This window comes from Sorangium sp. So ce834 (assembly GCF_051521425.1).
In the GTDB taxonomy this organism is placed as follows: domain Bacteria; phylum Myxococcota_A; class Polyangia; order Polyangiales; family Polyangiaceae; genus Sorangium; species Sorangium cellulosum_D.
The window spans coordinates 13,689,874-13,703,881 of the sequence record NZ_CP150351.1 but is presented as its reverse complement, the minus strand read 5'-3'; the positions used below and the strand labels follow the sequence as shown (position 1 = coordinate 13,703,881).

Here is a 14,008-nt window from a genome sequence, read left to right as displayed (position 1 = left end):
ACCCAGGAGCCCGACGCCGCGAAGGTCACGCGCGAGCCGCCTGCGCCTCCCTCGCCCGCACCGCCGCCACGAACGTGCCGAGGTGCACGTCGACCACCCGGCTCACGTCGGGCGTGTAGCCGCCCGCCAGCACCCACGCGATCGGGATGCGGCGCTCGAGCGCGGCCCGGAACACGATCTCGTCGCGCGCGCGGAGATCGTCGTGCGTCAGGTCGAGCGGCGAATACGGGTCCTCGCGGTACGGGTCCGCGCCGGCCTGGTACAGGATCAGGTCGGGCGCGGCGCGGTCGATCGCGGGGCCGAGGTGCCGCTCCAGGATCTCGAGATAAGCGGCGCCGCCGCTCCCGCCCGGCACCGGGACCGACCAGCCGTTCTCCGTGTCCGGAGCGCGCTCGGCCTCGACGTCCCGGTACGCCCGGTTCTGCTTGTACCAGTTGCCGTAGATGGAGAGCTGGAACGCCCACGGCCGCGAGGCGAGCAGCGACGCGGTGCCGTTGCCGTAATGGAGGTCCATGTCGACCACCAGGGCGCGGCGGACGCGCCCCTCGGCGCGCGCGCGCTCCATCGCGACGACGAGGCCGTTGAAGGTGCAGAAGCCCTCTCCATGATCGCCGTGCGCGTGGTGAAAGCCGCTCGCGAGGTTGCCCGCGATGCCGTCCTCGAGCGCCGCGAAGGCGGCGGCGACGCAGCCGCCGTTCGTGAAGCGCACCGCCCCGGCGAGCGCCGGCGACCACGGGAACTTCTGCGACTCGGCCAGCGCCCGCGGCTCGCCGGTCGCGATCGCCCGGACGTACTCGGGCGTGTGGACGCGGAGCAGGTCCTCGTCGCCGACCGGCTCGGGCTCCTCGACGCGCACAGGCAGGCCGCTCCGCTCGATCGCCTCGCGCACCAGGGCGAACTTGCGCATCGGCATGACGTGCTCGCCGATGTCCGCGAAATAGCGCGGCGAGTGGAACACCCGGATCGGCGGCGAGGCGCCCGTCACTTGCAGACCGACTCGAGCAGATCGAGCGCCTCGACGACGTGGCGCGGGGCGAAGACGAGCGCCGGCCGGAAGCGGAGCGTGCGCTCGCCCGAGCCGCCCACCTCGAGGCCGCGGTTCCGCAGCGCGGTGAGCGCCGCGTCGCGGCGGGCGGCGTGGGGGAAGTCGACCGCGGCGAAGGTGCCGCTGCCCCGCGCGCCCGAGAGCACCCCCGGGTACCGGACGCAGAGGTCCTCGAGCCCGGCGACGAGGCGCTGGCCGGTCGCCCGCGTGTTCTCGAGGAGCCGGTCGCGCTCGATGACCTCGAGGATCACCTCGAGCTGCGCGCCGCGGAGCGGGTCGCCGAGCCAGGTGTTGAAGATGCGCAGCGGCTCGATCGGCGCGAGCTCCTCGCGGCAGTAGAAGCCGCCGAGCTGCATCTTCTTGGAGAACGTCACCATGTCCGGCGGCTCGGGCAGGTCCCACGCCTCGTGCGCCCACAGCGCGCCGGTCCCGCCGCCGCAGGTCTGCACCTCGTCGATGATGAGCGCGACGCCGCGCTCCGAGGTGAGGCGGCGGAGCGCCTGGAAGAACGCCGGGCTCGCGTGGCGATCGCCGCCCTCGCCCTGGATCGGCTCGACGATGACCGCGGCGACCTCGTCCGGGTGCGCGTCGATCGCCGCCTTGACCGCCTCGAGCGAGCGCGCCTCGGCGGCGCGGTTCTGCTCGGCGTGGGCCGCCTCGGGGAACTGGAGCGTAGGGAACGGCACGACGGGCCAGTCGAACGCCGGGATGTCGAGCTTGTGGATCGGCTTGCTCCGCGTCGCCGAGAGGGCGCCCATGCTGCGGCCGTGGAACCCGCCCTCGAAGGAGATCACCTTGAAGGCGTTCACGCCGGGCTGCCGGTTGAGCATGCAGGCGGCGAGGTCGGCGTCGCTCGGCTGCGCGCCGCCGCGCCGGCGCCGGGCGAGCCGGATGAACGCGGCCTTGAGCGCGTTCTCCACCGCCTCCGCGCCCGTGGTGAAGGTGAACACGTGCGAGTGCCCCTTCGGCGCGACGCGCATCAGCGTCTTCTCGACGATGTCGACCCACTCGGGCGCGGGCGCGACCCCGAGCGCCGAGCGGTAGCCGGCGCACCAGTCGAAGCGCCCGTTGCGCCACGCGGCGAGCAGATCCGGGTGGTTATAGCCGATGGGCACGGCGGCGATGTGACCGTAGACGTCGAGCAGGACGTTGCCGTCCACGTCGACCAGGTAGTTGCCCAGGCTCTTCCGCGCGTCCTGATAGAGGTGGATCGGCCGCGCGTCCTGGTAGCGATGGTGGCGGGCGCGGAGCGCCTCGGACGCGGGCCCCGGGACGGCGGTGCGCATGGAGGCGCGCTCGGGCTCACCGGGGATGGGCGGAGAGATGCTGGGCGGTGCGTTCATGGTCGGACTCCAATGCAAAGGGCGCGGCGGAGCGTCACGCGGATCCGTCGCTCGCGACGGCCGGCCGGACGCGCACCACGATCGATTTCGACGCGGGGGTGTAGCTCTTGTCGGCTTTGCTGCCGAGCGGCACGAGCACGTTGGCCTCGGGGAAATAGGCCGCCACGTTGCCGCGGGGGATCGTGTAGAGCACGACGCGGAACGCGCGCGCCGCGCGCTCGCCGTCGGAGAAGCGGCTCGTGAGGTCGACGAGGTCCCCCTGCGCGAGCCCGCGCTCGGCCGCGTCCTCGGCGTTCATGAACACGACGCGGCGCCCGCCGCGGACGCCGCGGTAGCGGTCGTCGAGCCCGTAGATGGTCGTGTTGTACTGGTCGTGGCTGCGGATCGTCATCATCAGCAGCTCGCCCGGCTCGAGCTCGTGCCGCGGGAGCGGGTGGACCAGGAAGTTCGCCTTGCCGGTGGCGGTGCGGAACTCGCGCCGCGCCGCGGCGTTCGGCAGGGCGAAGCCGCGCGGGTCCTTGACCCTCGCGTTGAAATCGTCGAACCCGTCGATGGTGCGCTCGATGAGGTCGCGGATCCGATCGTAATCGGCCGTGAGCGCCTCCCACGGGACGCGCGAGCGCGCGCCCAGCGTCGCGCGGGCGAGCCCCGCCACGATCGCCACCTCGCTCCGCAGCAGCTCCGACGCCGGCGGGAGGTTGCCGCGCGAGCTTGACACCACGCCCATCGAGTTCTCGACGGTCACGAACTGCGGCCCCCTCGCCTGCACGTCCCGCTCGGTGCGCCCGAGGCAGGGCAGGATGAGCGCGCGCCGGCCCGTCACGAGGTGCGCCCGGTTCAGCTTGGTCGAGACGTGCGCCGTGAGGTCGCACCGGGCGAGGGCGCGGGCGGTGAAGGCCGTGTCCGGCGTCGCCGAGAGGAAGTTGCCGCCCAGCGCGAAGAAGACGCGCGCGCGCCCCTCGGCCATCGCGGCGATCGCGGCGACGGTGTCGAGGCCGTGGCGGCGCGGCGGCGAGAAGCCGAAGTTCTCCTCGATCCGGTCGAGCAGCTCGGCCGGCGGCCGCTCCCAGATCCCCATCGTCCGGTCGCCCTGCACGTTGCTGTGCCCGCGCACCGGGCACGGGCCCGCGCCGGGCCGCCCGACGTTGCCGCGCAGGAGCAGGAAGTTCATGACCTGCTGCACGTTGGCCACGCCGTTCTGGTGCTGCGTGATGCCCATGGCCCAGCACGCGATCGTGCGCTCGGACCGCATCGCGACCTCGGCCGCCGCCCGGATCCGGTCGCGCGGGATCCCGCTCTGCTCCACGATGTCGTCCCACGGCGCGGCGCGCACGGCGGCCGCGAACGCCTCGAAGCCGTGGGTGTGGCGCTCGATGAACGCGCGATCGAGCACGGCCCCAGGCCGCCGCTCCTCCTCCTCGAGCATCTCCTTGATGATGCCGGTGAAGAGCGCGACGTCGCCGTTGATGCGCACCTGGAGGAAGAGCGTCGAGAGCGGCACCCCCGACCCGACGAGATCGAGCGGGTGCTGCGGGTGCTGGAAGCGCTCGTTGCCCACCTCGGGGAGCGGGTTCACGGTCACGATCTCGCACCCGCGGAGCCGCGCCTCGCGCAGCGTCGAGAGCATGCGCGGGTGGTTCGTCCCCGGGTTCTGCCCGACGACGAAGATCGCGTCGGCCCGCTCGAAATCGTGGAGGGAGACGGTCCCCTTGCCCACCCCGATGGCCTCGCGCAGGCCCACGCCGCTCGACTCGTGGCACATGTTCGAGCAGTCGGGCAGGTTGTTCGTCCCGTACTCGCGCACGAACAGCTGGTAGAGGAACGCCGCCTCGTTGCTAGTGCGCCCCGAGGTGTAGAAGACCGCCTCGTCCGGGGAGCCGAGGGCGCGCAGCGACGAGGCGACGAGCTCGATCGCCTCGTCCCACGACACCGGGCGGTAGTGCGACGCGCCCTCGTCGAGCAGCATCGGGTGGACGAGCCGCCCCTGCTTGCCGAGCCAGTGGTCCGACTGCCGCGAGAGCTCCTCGACGCTGTGCTTGCGGAAGAACTCCGGCGTGACCCGCCGGAGCGTCGCCTCCTCCGCGACCGCCTTCGCGCCGTTCTCGCAAAACTCGGCGGCCGAGCGGTTCTCCTCGGGCTCCGGCCACGCGCAGCCGGGGCAATCGAAGCCCTCGCCCTGGTTCACGTGCAGGAGCGTGCGCACGGCGCGCGCGACCCCCATCTCGGAGACCGCGTGCCGCAGCGTCGCCCCGACCGCGGCGAGCCCGCCGGCCGCCGCGCTGCGCTCGCCGAGCTGGGGCGCCTCGGCCTCGAGCGGCGGCTCGGCCTGCACGTCGCGCAGCGCGTCCCGCGCCGTCACGACGCCGCCTCCGCCGCGACATCCACGCGCTCCCGGCCCGCGTAGACGTTGAACCGGCCGTCCCGCGCGAAGCCGACGAGCGTCATCCCGTGCGCCGCCGCGAGCTCGGCGGCCAGGCTCGACGGCGCGCCCACCGCGACCATCACCGGGATGGAGGCCCGGAGCGCCTTCTGCACGAGCTCGAACCCGGCGCGCCCGCTGACCATGAGCACCGCGCCCGGGTCGGGCAGCCGCCCGGCGAGCAGCGCGGCGCCGATCAGCTTGTCGACCGCGTTGTGGCGCCCGACGTCCTCGCGCAGGTCGGCGAGCGCGCCGCCCGCGTCGAAGAGGGCCGCCGCGTGCAGCCCCCCGGTCCGCCCGAACACCGGCTGCGCGCCGCGGAGCCGCGCGGCGAGCCCGTGCACGACGCGCGGCGCGATCCGCGGGACGCCCCGCGCGAGCGGCGCGGGCGGCGCGCACGACGCGACGTCGATCGACGCCTTGCCGCAGACGCCGCAGCTCGCGTTCGCGACCGCCAGCGCGCGCTCGCTGCGCCCGAGATCGACGGTCACGTCCTCGGCGAGCGCGACGCGCACGAGATCGCCCGAGGGGCCGGAGAGCTCGTCGACGTCGACCACGTCGGCCGCGCGGGAGATGATCCCCTCGGCGAACAGGAGCCCGATCGTGAGCTCGCGGTCGTTGCCGGGCGTGCGCATCGTGATCCCGAGCCGGCGCGGGGCGCGCTCCTGCAAGGCCGAGGGGCGCGCGTCGGGGGCGCGCGCGGCGCGCGCGACGACGACGATCTCGAGCGGCGCCTCGACGGCGAGCTGGTCCTCGACGTCCGAGGCGCTCTCGTCCGTGATCCTGCGGATCGAAACGGGGGTCGTGGTGGACGGCATGCGGGGTCGTTCCGCGATCCATTCTACCGCGCAGCGCCCGTTCGAGCAGACCCCTGCGAAGCCGCGCTCGCTCGGTGCCGGCCCTTGGGGCGACGTTCCGGCTGAAATGCAACGGCGGGCGACTCCTCTGATCCCAGCTGGAGGGGTCGGGACGTCCCCATGCGGACGATGGGGCTCATCGTCTCGCTATCCTCAAGGCGCGGCGGGCCGCCATCAGGACGGCGGCGAGACGAGCTTGCGAAGTTGCTCGAGCAAGGGATCAATCTGGCTGTCATCCAGTCCAGAGAGAAGCTTCTGGACTTCCCTCCGCCGCGGGTCGGGGCTCGTTGGCTGCGGCGTTGGCCACCCTCGCCCATCATCACGCTTCCACAGCGCCTTCGCGCCAGCGAGGTTGAATTTGGGCAGATAGACGAGTCGCCGCTTGGAGTACACGTCGCGCGGCAGCTTGCTGGTTGTGCCAGCGACATCGAACTCTTTCGAGTTTGTGGAAAGCACGGCTGCCTCTGGCACGCGATTGAGATCACGATCGGCCAGGATGGCGCTGATGATGTGGAGATCGACGACGTCGGTTCCCCGCATTCCCACGCTGGGGAGGAGCGCATCCAGCGCCGCTTGCTCCTCTTGTGGATGGTGAATCATGAAGGACTTACACCTGGCGGTCAGATTCTCCAGCTCCCGCTGTGGATCGGGAAGGTGGTAGGATGACTCCGCCTTGACGACGTCTCTGGCGACGGCGAGGAGCGCAGGATCGTTCAGGTTCCGTGCGGCGGCGGATAGACCTTCGGACACGGCCTTCACCGCCCTGGCATGATCCTCCGTCTCCCTCTGAACCACATGTCGCGCCTCGAGAAATGCGGCGACTGGGATGCGCAGCTTGCACTCGCCCCGCTCTGCCGCGTCAAGAAGCGAGCGAGCTTCGCCCCTCCACTGATGGTGCGGCAGAATGAACGAAACTAGCCAATTTGTCTCCAGGTACACGAAGAACATGCTCATGAATCTTCGTCACGCTGCGTCAGACAAGTCCTCGTACTCCTCGAGGTCGGCCTCGGCGAGCCCGATCATGGCAGGGAGCATCATCGCAAGCGCCTCGTCCGGCACAGAGCTCCACCATGAGCGCCCCACCGCCTCGAGCCACCGCCTGACCTGAACGTAGAGCCCTTCGCCATGCTCGACGTCATTATCGATTCGACTGAACAGCTTGCCAGTCGGTAGCACCTTGACGTCGTATGACTCGCTGGAAAATTCAACGGATGTAAACGAGTCGCAAATGAAATGCGCAACTCGAGGCGTGATGAGCAGGCCCGCGTGAATGTGACGCTCGTAGAGCCGGTGCTTGAACCGTTCGATGTCGGCAGGAGCCGCCCCGTCGAGCAGGTCGGGTCGCACCTCGATCAATGCCTCGTGCTTGCCCGAGCGCGGGTCGGATGCGATGAAGGTGCGCGCCATTCCAGGCAGTTAGCACGATGGCGCTGTCCCATCAAGAACACCACGGCTGGAAGAGCGCGCGCGCTCGTCGAGGCTCGCCGCGGCGCCGCCAGCGTTATCGCTCTCCTCCGCCGGCCCACGCGGCGACGAGCCGCTCGAGCTCCCGGTCCGGCGCGTCGAGCGGCGCCTTGCCGCGCCACGCCGGCGGGAACAGCGGCATCACCGCGCTCCGGAGCACCGGCGCGAAGCCGGCGATCTCGGCCGGACCGCGCGGGATCCGGATCAGGGGCACGCGCTCGCCCGGGAAGGCCGCGAGGCGCGCGAGCGCGTTCTCGCGGATCGGCGCGAGCTCGCCCTGGCTCACCTCGGCGGCGTGGACGGCCTGGTAGTGGCGCAGGAACGACGCGGCCCGGGCGCGCGGGATGTCGTCGCGCCCCTCCTCGCCGACCTGGCGCACCACCGCGAGCAGCGGCAGCGGCACCGGCGCCACGCCGAGCGCCGCGACGTCGCGGAAGTCGGGCTGCGCGTACGGGAGCACCGCCGGCGGGACGATCGCGAACCCCGCGCGGCCATAGGCGATGAGCCGCACCACCGAGTCGCGGTCGTCCGGGTCGACGGCCTCCATCTCGGCGGCGAGCATCACCTCCGCGCCGCCGCCGCCGAGCCCCGCGCCCTCGAGCGCGCGGCGCGCGAGCGCGACCGGCGCCGCGCGCAGCAGGGCGGCGAGGCCGGTGCGGCGGTACGCCGGCAGGACGAGGGCGTGCGAGAGCAGCATCACGCAGCGCCGCGCGGCGCGATCGAGCGTGACGTAGCCGTCGCGCACGCCGGCGAGGCGCCCGTCGTCCACGCTGCGCGCGAGCAGCATGTGGTACCTCGCCTCGATCGGCGCCGCCGGGTCCGTGTGCCGCCCGGCGAACCACGCCGCGAGCACCTCGCGCCGCTCGAGCTCGCCCTTCGGCCCGAAGACCTCGTCGAGCGCCCGGTAGCCCTCGTCGAACGCCGCCTCGTCCCGCGCCTCGTCCACCGAGAACCGCGCGAGCGCCCACGCGACCTTCTCCGGCCCCTCCCCCGGGCGCACGTCGCGCGGGTCGACGATCATCCGGCCATCTCGCGCAGCACGGCGTCGAACACCGAGGCCGCCTCGTCGACGTCCGCGGTCGTCGTGATGAGGTGCGGCCGGAGCCGCACCGAGCGCGTCCCCGTGTAGCTCGCGAACACCCCGCGGCGGAGCGCGCGCGCGAGGAAGTCGTCGCGCGCCGCGGTCGTCGGCAGGTCGAACGCGAGCAGGAAGCCGCGGCCGCGCGGCTCTGTCGCGAGCGCGGGGTAGCGCTCGCAGAGCTCCTCGAGCCGCGCGAGGAAGTGGCGGCCCGTCGCGCGCACGTTGGCGAGCAGCTGCTCGGACTCGATCGCGCGGAGCGTCGCCAGCGCGACCGCGGCCCGCGCGCGGTCGCCGTTGCGCGTCTGGTACATGCGCCCGAACTGCGCGACGTCGTACGCCGACGTCGCGAAGAACCCGCCCATCTGCATCTTCTTGCCGAAGCACATCAGATCGGGCGGGCGCGGCAGGTCGAGCTGCTCGTGCGCCCACAGCGTGCCGCTGATCCCGAGGCCCGTCTGCACCTCGTCCAGGATGAACGCCGCGCCCGCCTTGCCGGCGAGCTCCTGCGCGCGGCGGAAGAAGACCGAGCTCGCGTGCCGGTCGCCGCCCTCGGACTGCACGGGCTCGACGATCACGGCGGCCACCCTGCCCTGGTGCGCGTCGAGGATCCGCTCCAGGGCGGCGAGCGCCTCGACCTCGGCGCGGTCGTTCTGGTCGGCGAAGCGCGCGAGCGGGAAGCGGCTCGCGGGGAAGGGCGCCGTGGGCCACGGGAACGCGGGCAGGTCGGCCTTGTGGATGACCTTGGAGTGCGTCGCCGACATCGGCCCGAGGCCGCGGCCGTGGAACGCGCCGGAGAACGACACGACCACCGCGTCGGTCCCCGCGTTGTCGAGGATGCGCTGCTGCTGCTCCTCCGGCAGCTCCAGCGGGTTCCTCGGCAGGCCGGCGGCCTCCCGGCGGCGCTCGCCGTGCCGGATGAACGCCGCCTTGAGCGCCGACTCGACGCCCTCGCCCCCCGCGTCCACGCAGAAGACGCGCGCCATGCCGCGCGGGGCGTACCGCTGCTCGAGCGCCTCCACGAACTCGAACCACGCCGGCGTCGTCACGAACGGCGTCGACGTCGGGTTCGCGACGGCGCGGATGAACGCCTCGCCGTGGGCCGCCTCGACGAGCGCGGGGTGGTTGTAGCCGAGCGCGCCGAGCGCGAAGTTCGCGAACAGGTCGAGGAACACGTTGCCGTCCACGTCGACCAGCGAGCACCCCCGGCTCGCGGAGTCGTCCATCACGACGGCGCGGTAGCGCGACTGCATGTCGAAGCCGCCGCGGGCCATGAAGGCGCGGGCCTTCGGCCCCGGCAGCTCGGTGACGACTCTTCGCGGAGGGACGGACGGCAGCGTGGGGCGGTCGGAGAAGTCCATGGGCAGGGCGAGTATCCCGCACGGCAGGGCCCGTGTCATCGCCGCTTGCCGCGCCCGGGTGCGCGGGTTTACGACGAGGGCATGCCCGAGACGCGCGAGACGGTGAAGAAGCTCTGGATCGACAACGCCGACAGGGAGGCCCTCTCCGGCGAGACGTTCGAGACCGCGAACCCCGCGACCGGCGGGGCGCTCGCGCAGCTCGCCCGCGGCCGGCGGGAGGACGTCGACGCCGCCGTCGCGTCCGCGCGCGCGGCGTTTCCGCGCTGGGCGGCGATGGATCCGAACGAGCGCGCGCGCATCCTGTGGAAGGCCGGGGAGCTGATCCTCGCGCGGTGCGAGGAGCTCGCGCGCCTCGAGGCCGTGGACACGGGCAAGCCGATCACGGCGGCGCGGACGATCGACGTGCCGCGGACGGCGGACACGTTCTTCTATTTCTCCGGGTGGGCGACGAAGCTCGGCGGCGAGACGATCCCGGTGCGCGGCCCGTTCCTGAACTACACGGTGCGCGAGCCGCTCGGCGTCATCGGCGCGATCATCCCGTGGAATTTCCCGCTGCTGCTCGCGGCGCGGAAGGTGGCGCCGGCGCTAGCGGTGGGCAACACGGTGGTCGTCAAGCCGCCGGAGGAGGCGAGCCTGACGACGCTGGAGCTCGCGCGCATCCTCGCGGAGGCGGGGGTGCCGCCGGGCGTCGTCAACGTGGTCACGGGGCACGGCGAGGAGGCGGGCGCGGCGCTCGTGGAGCACCCTGGTGTCGCGAAGATCTCGTTCACGGGCGGCACGGAGACGGGCCGGACGATCATGCGCGCGGCGGCGGGCACGCTGAAGAAGCTGTCGCTGGAGCTCGGCGGCAAGAGCCCGAACATCGTCTTCGCGGACGCGGACGTCGAGAGCGCGGCGAAGGCGGCGGTGACGGCCATCTTCTACAACCAGGGCGAGCTCTGCACGGCGGGGAGCCGGCTCCTCGTGGAGCGGTCGGTGCACGATCGCGTGCTGGAGACGGTCACGAGCGGCGCGCGCCGGCTCGTGTCGGGCGATCCGCTCGATCCGTCGACGCAGATGGGCCCCCTCGTCTCCGAGGCGCACTTCACGAAGGTGCTCGGCTACATCGATCGGGGCGCGGCCGAGGGGGCGCGCCGCGAGATCGGCGGTCGCCGCGAGGGGCCGGGGTTCTTCGTGGAGCCGACGGTGTTCTCGGCGGTGTCGCCGTCGATGAGCATCGCCCGCGAGGAGATCTTCGGCCCGGTGCTGGCGGTCATCCCCTTCGACGACGTGGAGGAGGCGGCGCGCGTCGCGAACGCGACCGAGTACGGCCTGGCGGCGGGCATCTGGACGCGCGACGTGGGCAAGGCGCACGCGCTGGCGGGGCGGCTCGCGGCGGGGACGATCTGGATCAACACGTACAACCGGTTCGACGCGGCGAGCCCGTACGGCGGATACAAGCAGTCCGGCTTCGGGCGGGAGAACGGGCGGGCGGTGCTTGACGAGCTCACGCAGCTCAAGTCGGTCTGGGTGGCCCTGGGCTGAGCCGAGGGGGCGGCGTCGCCAGAGCTCTCCTGAGAGAAGCCACCTAGAGAGGAGAGACCGCAAGGGCGCAAGAGGCGCAACCGGACAGAGATGGAGTTGTATTCTTCTCTTCCCCTGCGTCCCTTGCGCCCTGGCGGTCCTCTTCTCATGAATCGATGTTCGCCGAATTTCAACGTGATCGTCGTTTAGTACCGCGGGGCGGAGATCCCGCCAGGGTCTGCCTCGCGAGCGAAGAGAATTTCAACGTAAAGACGCATAACATTTGTTCTTTTTGCCCCTTTGCGTTGGACTCTCTCCGGATCCCTGGCCGGATTCTTGGTGGGTGGACGTCGATGTGGAGAGGAATTCTCCTCTCACGTCTCGTTGTCCAGGTGATTCGACATCGAGTCCGCTCCGGGCCGATACCGCAGAAACGGCGACGCGCGCAGCCGGTCGATGGACCCGCTGCGCGCGTCTCTTCAATCGCCACCCGGGGCGCGCGATCGACGCCGCGCGCCCACCTTCGCGACGCCGTGGGCCGCGGGGACTACTTCGTCCCGGCCGAGGCCCCCTTCATGCCGGCGCCGGCGCCGGCGGCCGGGGTCGCCGCCGGCGGCTGCACGCCGCCCTGGCCGCCCGGGCTCCCCGCCGTCACGCCGGTCTGGCCGGCCTGGTGCCCCGACTGCGCGCCGGCGGCGTGCTGGCCGCCGCTCGCGGCCCCCTGGGCGCCAGCGCCCATCGCGCCGGTCGCCCCCGCGGGGCCGAGCTTCTGCGCGAGCGCCTCCGCGTCCTTCAGGTGCTTCTCGATCGTCGGCCGGAGATCCTTCTCGAGCAGCGCCTTCAGGTCGGCGTTCTTCGCGTCCTGCAGGATGCGCCGGTCGATGAGGTCGAGCGTCGTCTGGTGGTCCTTGACCATGATCTGCACGAACTGCTGATCGAAATCGGCGCCCTGGAGCGCCTTCAGCTGCTCGACAGCCTGCTGCGTGTCGGTGGCGAGCTGCTTGCTCTTGTCCGACTCGGCCGCCGCGATGCCGAGCTTCTTGACCAGCTTGGCCTGCTTCGCCTTCGCGTCGTTGTGGTGCTGGACGATGACCCTGGCGTACGCCTTCACGTCCTTGTTCTTGGCCTTGGTCTGCGCGAGCTGCGCCTCGTCGATCTCCTTCTTGTTCGCGGCGTCGAGCACGGCGACGATCTGCTCGTCGGTGAGCGGCGCCTCGGCAGGCGCGCTCGGCGTCGTGCTCGTGGTGGCATCCGGCTGCGTCGTCCCCGCCTGCGCGTCAGCGCTCGGCGGAGGGGCCGGCGCCGTCTCCGGCGGCGTGGTCGGAGCCGGGGTCGGGGCCGGCGGCGGCGGTGCGTTCACCGTGCTCGGGTCGCTCGCCGCGGGCTGGTTGGAGCAACCGGCGCCGAGAGCAAGACCGAACGCCAAGACGAGAACGTTGCGCGATACGACCATAGATAAGGACCTCCTCAGGTGTGTTCAGGTGCCGGGCCGTGTGCAAGATCGGTGCACAGGACGACACCACGTTTTCCCCGGAAATCCTCACGACGGTTGCCGCCCAACCTGTGGCAACTTGCTACGGCCGTGGCGAATCTGCTTTGGAAGCCGCTTCGAGAGCCGCGCCGTTCATCCCACAGGATGCCGAATTCGCCGAATGGGTGATCCCGGCACGCACAACCGTGCTCTAACCGCGTTCCGCGGCCCCGGAGCTCTGCTTGGCGCTCGCCAGCGCGGGGCTCGGCGAGGGCGTGAGTTGCGGCGGGTTCATCTTCCGGATGCAGTAGCTGAGGGCGGCCCGCAGGTTCCGCTGCGTGACGATCTGCGAGAGATCGAGCCCGAGCGCGACCATCGTCTGGGCCACGTTCGGCTTGATGCCGGCCACGATCCCCTCCGCGCCGAGGAGCCGGATCGCCGTCACGAGCTCGATCAGGTGGCTCGCCACCCGCGTGTCCACCATCTCGACGCCGGTGAGGTCCAGGATGGCGAAGCGCGCCTGCTGCTCGACGATGCGCTGGAGCACGCTGTCCATCACGTCGGCGGTCCGCACGCTGTCCACGATGCCGACCATCGGCAGGGTGAGCACCCCGCTCCACACCTCGATGATCGGCGTCGAGAGATTGCGGATCACCTCCTGCTGCTTCTCGATCTGCCGCAGCCGCGAGCGGAGCTCCTCCTCGGCGGATTTCGCCGGCGAGATGTCGAGCGCCACCCCGACCGCCCCCTCGACCTCGCCGTCGCCGCCGCGGAGCGGGACGACCCAGCTGTCCCAGTGAGCGCCCTGCACCTCATCGCAGGTATGGATCGGCTCCCCGGCGAGCGCTCGCTTCACCTCGCCGGCGAGCTCGCTGCCCTCCTGCGCCTCGAAGAGGCTCACGCCGTCGCACTGGTGCGGCGCGAGGCAGAGCTTCTCGAGCGCCCTGCCGTCCTGGTAGCCGAACCTGCCCTCGCGATCGACCGCCCAGAGCGCGATGGGGAGGTGAGCGACCACCTGATCCAGGATGCGCTCCTTGAGCGACCGGCTCGCCTCCGGCGCGGGCGCGCCCTGGAGCGAGCCGTAGATCGCGTCGCCGTCGGGCGACAGGGTCGCGCTGCACGTCAGGGCGTGCTCGGCGCCGCGCGCGTCGCGGAAGCGCAGGGCGAGCCGGAGCGGCTCCACGCGCTGCTGCAGCCGTGACCAGGCCGCCGCGAGCGGCTCCCGATCGGCCTCGGCGACGAGCGAGGCGAGCGTCGCCCCAGGCGCCGCCGTCGGCCCCAGGGTGCGCCGCAGCGCTCCGCTGACCTGCTGCAGGCTGCCGTCCGGTCCCGCGACGAACAGCATGTCCGGGCAGGAAGCGAAGAATGCTTGAAGTGAATCCTTGGATGATCCCTGGTCCGCCACGTTCCCTCCCAGCGCACGCGAGCGTCGAGGTCGGGTTGTAGCAGAGCCCCGTCTCGCTTGAG

Annotated in this window: 12 protein-coding genes; 2 read left to right on the top strand and 10 right to left on the bottom strand. The window is 71.9% G+C overall.

Going from position 1 to position 14,008, the window contains the following annotated elements; genetic code table 11:
• Positions 1 to 25: 25 nt before the first annotated feature.
• The 8 genes from WMF20_RS50160 to WMF20_RS50125 form a co-directional block, all read right to left on the bottom strand.
• Positions 26 to 985, bottom strand: a complete 960-nt coding sequence (locus WMF20_RS50160) for a histone deacetylase family protein (RefSeq protein WP_437609283.1) — start codon at positions 983 to 985, stop codon at positions 26 to 28.
• Positions 982 to 2,388 (bottom strand): aminotransferase class III-fold pyridoxal phosphate-dependent enzyme, encoded by a 1,407-nt coding sequence (locus WMF20_RS50155; RefSeq protein WP_437609281.1) that lies wholly within the window; start codon positions 2,386 to 2,388, stop codon positions 982 to 984. Before WMF20_RS50155 ends, WMF20_RS50160 begins: the two co-directional genes overlap by 4 nt.
• Positions 2,389 to 2,422: 34 nt before the next feature.
• A complete protein-coding gene (locus WMF20_RS50150) occupies positions 2,423 to 4,747 on the bottom strand; it encodes an FdhF/YdeP family oxidoreductase (protein ID WP_437609279.1) in 2,325 nt (774 codons plus the stop codon).
• On the bottom strand, positions 4,744 to 5,625 hold the full coding sequence (locus WMF20_RS50145; RefSeq protein ID WP_437609277.1) for a formate dehydrogenase accessory sulfurtransferase FdhD: 882 nt from the start codon (positions 5,623 to 5,625) through the stop codon (positions 4,744 to 4,746). The genes WMF20_RS50150 and WMF20_RS50145 overlap by 4 nt, the downstream gene beginning before the upstream one ends.
• 213 nt (positions 5,626 to 5,838) lie before the next feature.
• Complete coding sequence (locus tag WMF20_RS50140) at positions 5,839 to 6,618, bottom strand: hypothetical protein (protein WP_437609275.1); 780 nt, start codon at positions 6,616 to 6,618, stop codon at positions 5,839 to 5,841.
• A 9-nt stretch (positions 6,619 to 6,627) separates the two neighbouring features.
• Entirely contained in the window at positions 6,628 to 7,071 is a 444-nt protein-coding gene (locus tag WMF20_RS50135; protein ID WP_129580895.1) for a hypothetical protein, read from the bottom strand.
• A 94-nt stretch (positions 7,072 to 7,165) separates the two neighbouring features.
• Positions 7,166 to 8,149 (bottom strand): hypothetical protein, encoded by a 984-nt coding sequence (locus WMF20_RS50130; protein WP_129580894.1) that lies wholly within the window; start codon positions 8,147 to 8,149, stop codon positions 7,166 to 7,168.
• On the bottom strand, positions 8,146 to 9,567 hold the full coding sequence (locus WMF20_RS50125; protein ID WP_437609272.1) for an aminotransferase class III-fold pyridoxal phosphate-dependent enzyme: 1,422 nt from the start codon (positions 9,565 to 9,567) through the stop codon (positions 8,146 to 8,148). The genes WMF20_RS50130 and WMF20_RS50125 overlap by 4 nt, the downstream gene beginning before the upstream one ends.
• Before the next feature lie 81 nt (positions 9,568 to 9,648).
• On the opposite strand from WMF20_RS50125, the gene WMF20_RS50120 reads away from it, so the two are divergent.
• Positions 9,649 to 11,091 (top strand): aldehyde dehydrogenase family protein, encoded by a 1,443-nt coding sequence (locus tag WMF20_RS50120; RefSeq protein ID WP_437609270.1) that lies wholly within the window; start codon positions 9,649 to 9,651, stop codon positions 11,089 to 11,091.
• Positions 11,092 to 11,617: 526 nt separating this feature from the next.
• On the opposite strand, the gene WMF20_RS50115 is transcribed toward WMF20_RS50120, so the two are convergent.
• Entirely contained in the window at positions 11,618 to 12,523 is a 906-nt protein-coding gene (locus WMF20_RS50115; RefSeq protein WP_437609268.1) for a DUF4142 domain-containing protein, read from the bottom strand.
• A 38-nt stretch (positions 12,524 to 12,561) separates the two neighbouring features.
• Between WMF20_RS50115 and WMF20_RS50110 the strand changes: the two genes are divergently transcribed.
• Entirely contained in the window at positions 12,562 to 12,756 is a 195-nt protein-coding gene (locus WMF20_RS50110; protein ID WP_165374602.1) for a hypothetical protein, read from the top strand.
• Here the strand turns inward: WMF20_RS50110 and WMF20_RS50105 are convergent.
• Positions 12,753 to 13,886, bottom strand: a complete 1,134-nt coding sequence (locus WMF20_RS50105; RefSeq protein ID WP_437609266.1) for an STAS domain-containing protein — start codon at positions 13,884 to 13,886, stop codon at positions 12,753 to 12,755. The genes WMF20_RS50110 and WMF20_RS50105 overlap by 4 nt on opposite strands.
• Positions 13,887 to 14,008 lie beyond the last annotated feature (122 nt).

Coding starts and splice junctions, on each gene's coding strand:
- WMF20_RS50105 (WP_437609266.1), bottom strand. CDS start 13,886: ATGCTGTTCGTCGCGGGACCGGACGGCAGCCTGCAGCAGGTCAGCGGA.
- WMF20_RS50135 (WP_129580895.1), bottom strand. CDS start 7,071: ATGGCGCGCACCTTCATCGCATCCGACCCGCGCTCGGGCAAGCACGAG.
- WMF20_RS50140 (WP_437609275.1), bottom strand. CDS start 6,618: ATGAGCATGTTCTTCGTGTACCTGGAGACAAATTGGCTAGTTTCGTTC.
- WMF20_RS50155 (WP_437609281.1), bottom strand. CDS start 2,388: ATGAACGCACCGCCCAGCATCTCTCCGCCCATCCCCGGTGAGCCCGAG.
- WMF20_RS50130 (WP_129580894.1), bottom strand. CDS start 8,149: ATGATCGTCGACCCGCGCGACGTGCGCCCGGGGGAGGGGCCGGAGAAG.
- WMF20_RS50145 (WP_437609277.1), bottom strand. CDS start 5,625: ATGCCGTCCACCACGACCCCCGTTTCGATCCGCAGGATCACGGACGAG.
- WMF20_RS50115 (WP_437609268.1), bottom strand. CDS start 12,523: ATGGTCGTATCGCGCAACGTTCTCGTCTTGGCGTTCGGTCTTGCTCTC.
- WMF20_RS50120 (WP_437609270.1), top strand. CDS start 9,649: ATGCCCGAGACGCGCGAGACGGTGAAGAAGCTCTGGATCGACAACGCC.
- WMF20_RS50125 (WP_437609272.1), bottom strand. CDS start 9,567: ATGGACTTCTCCGACCGCCCCACGCTGCCGTCCGTCCCTCCGCGAAGA.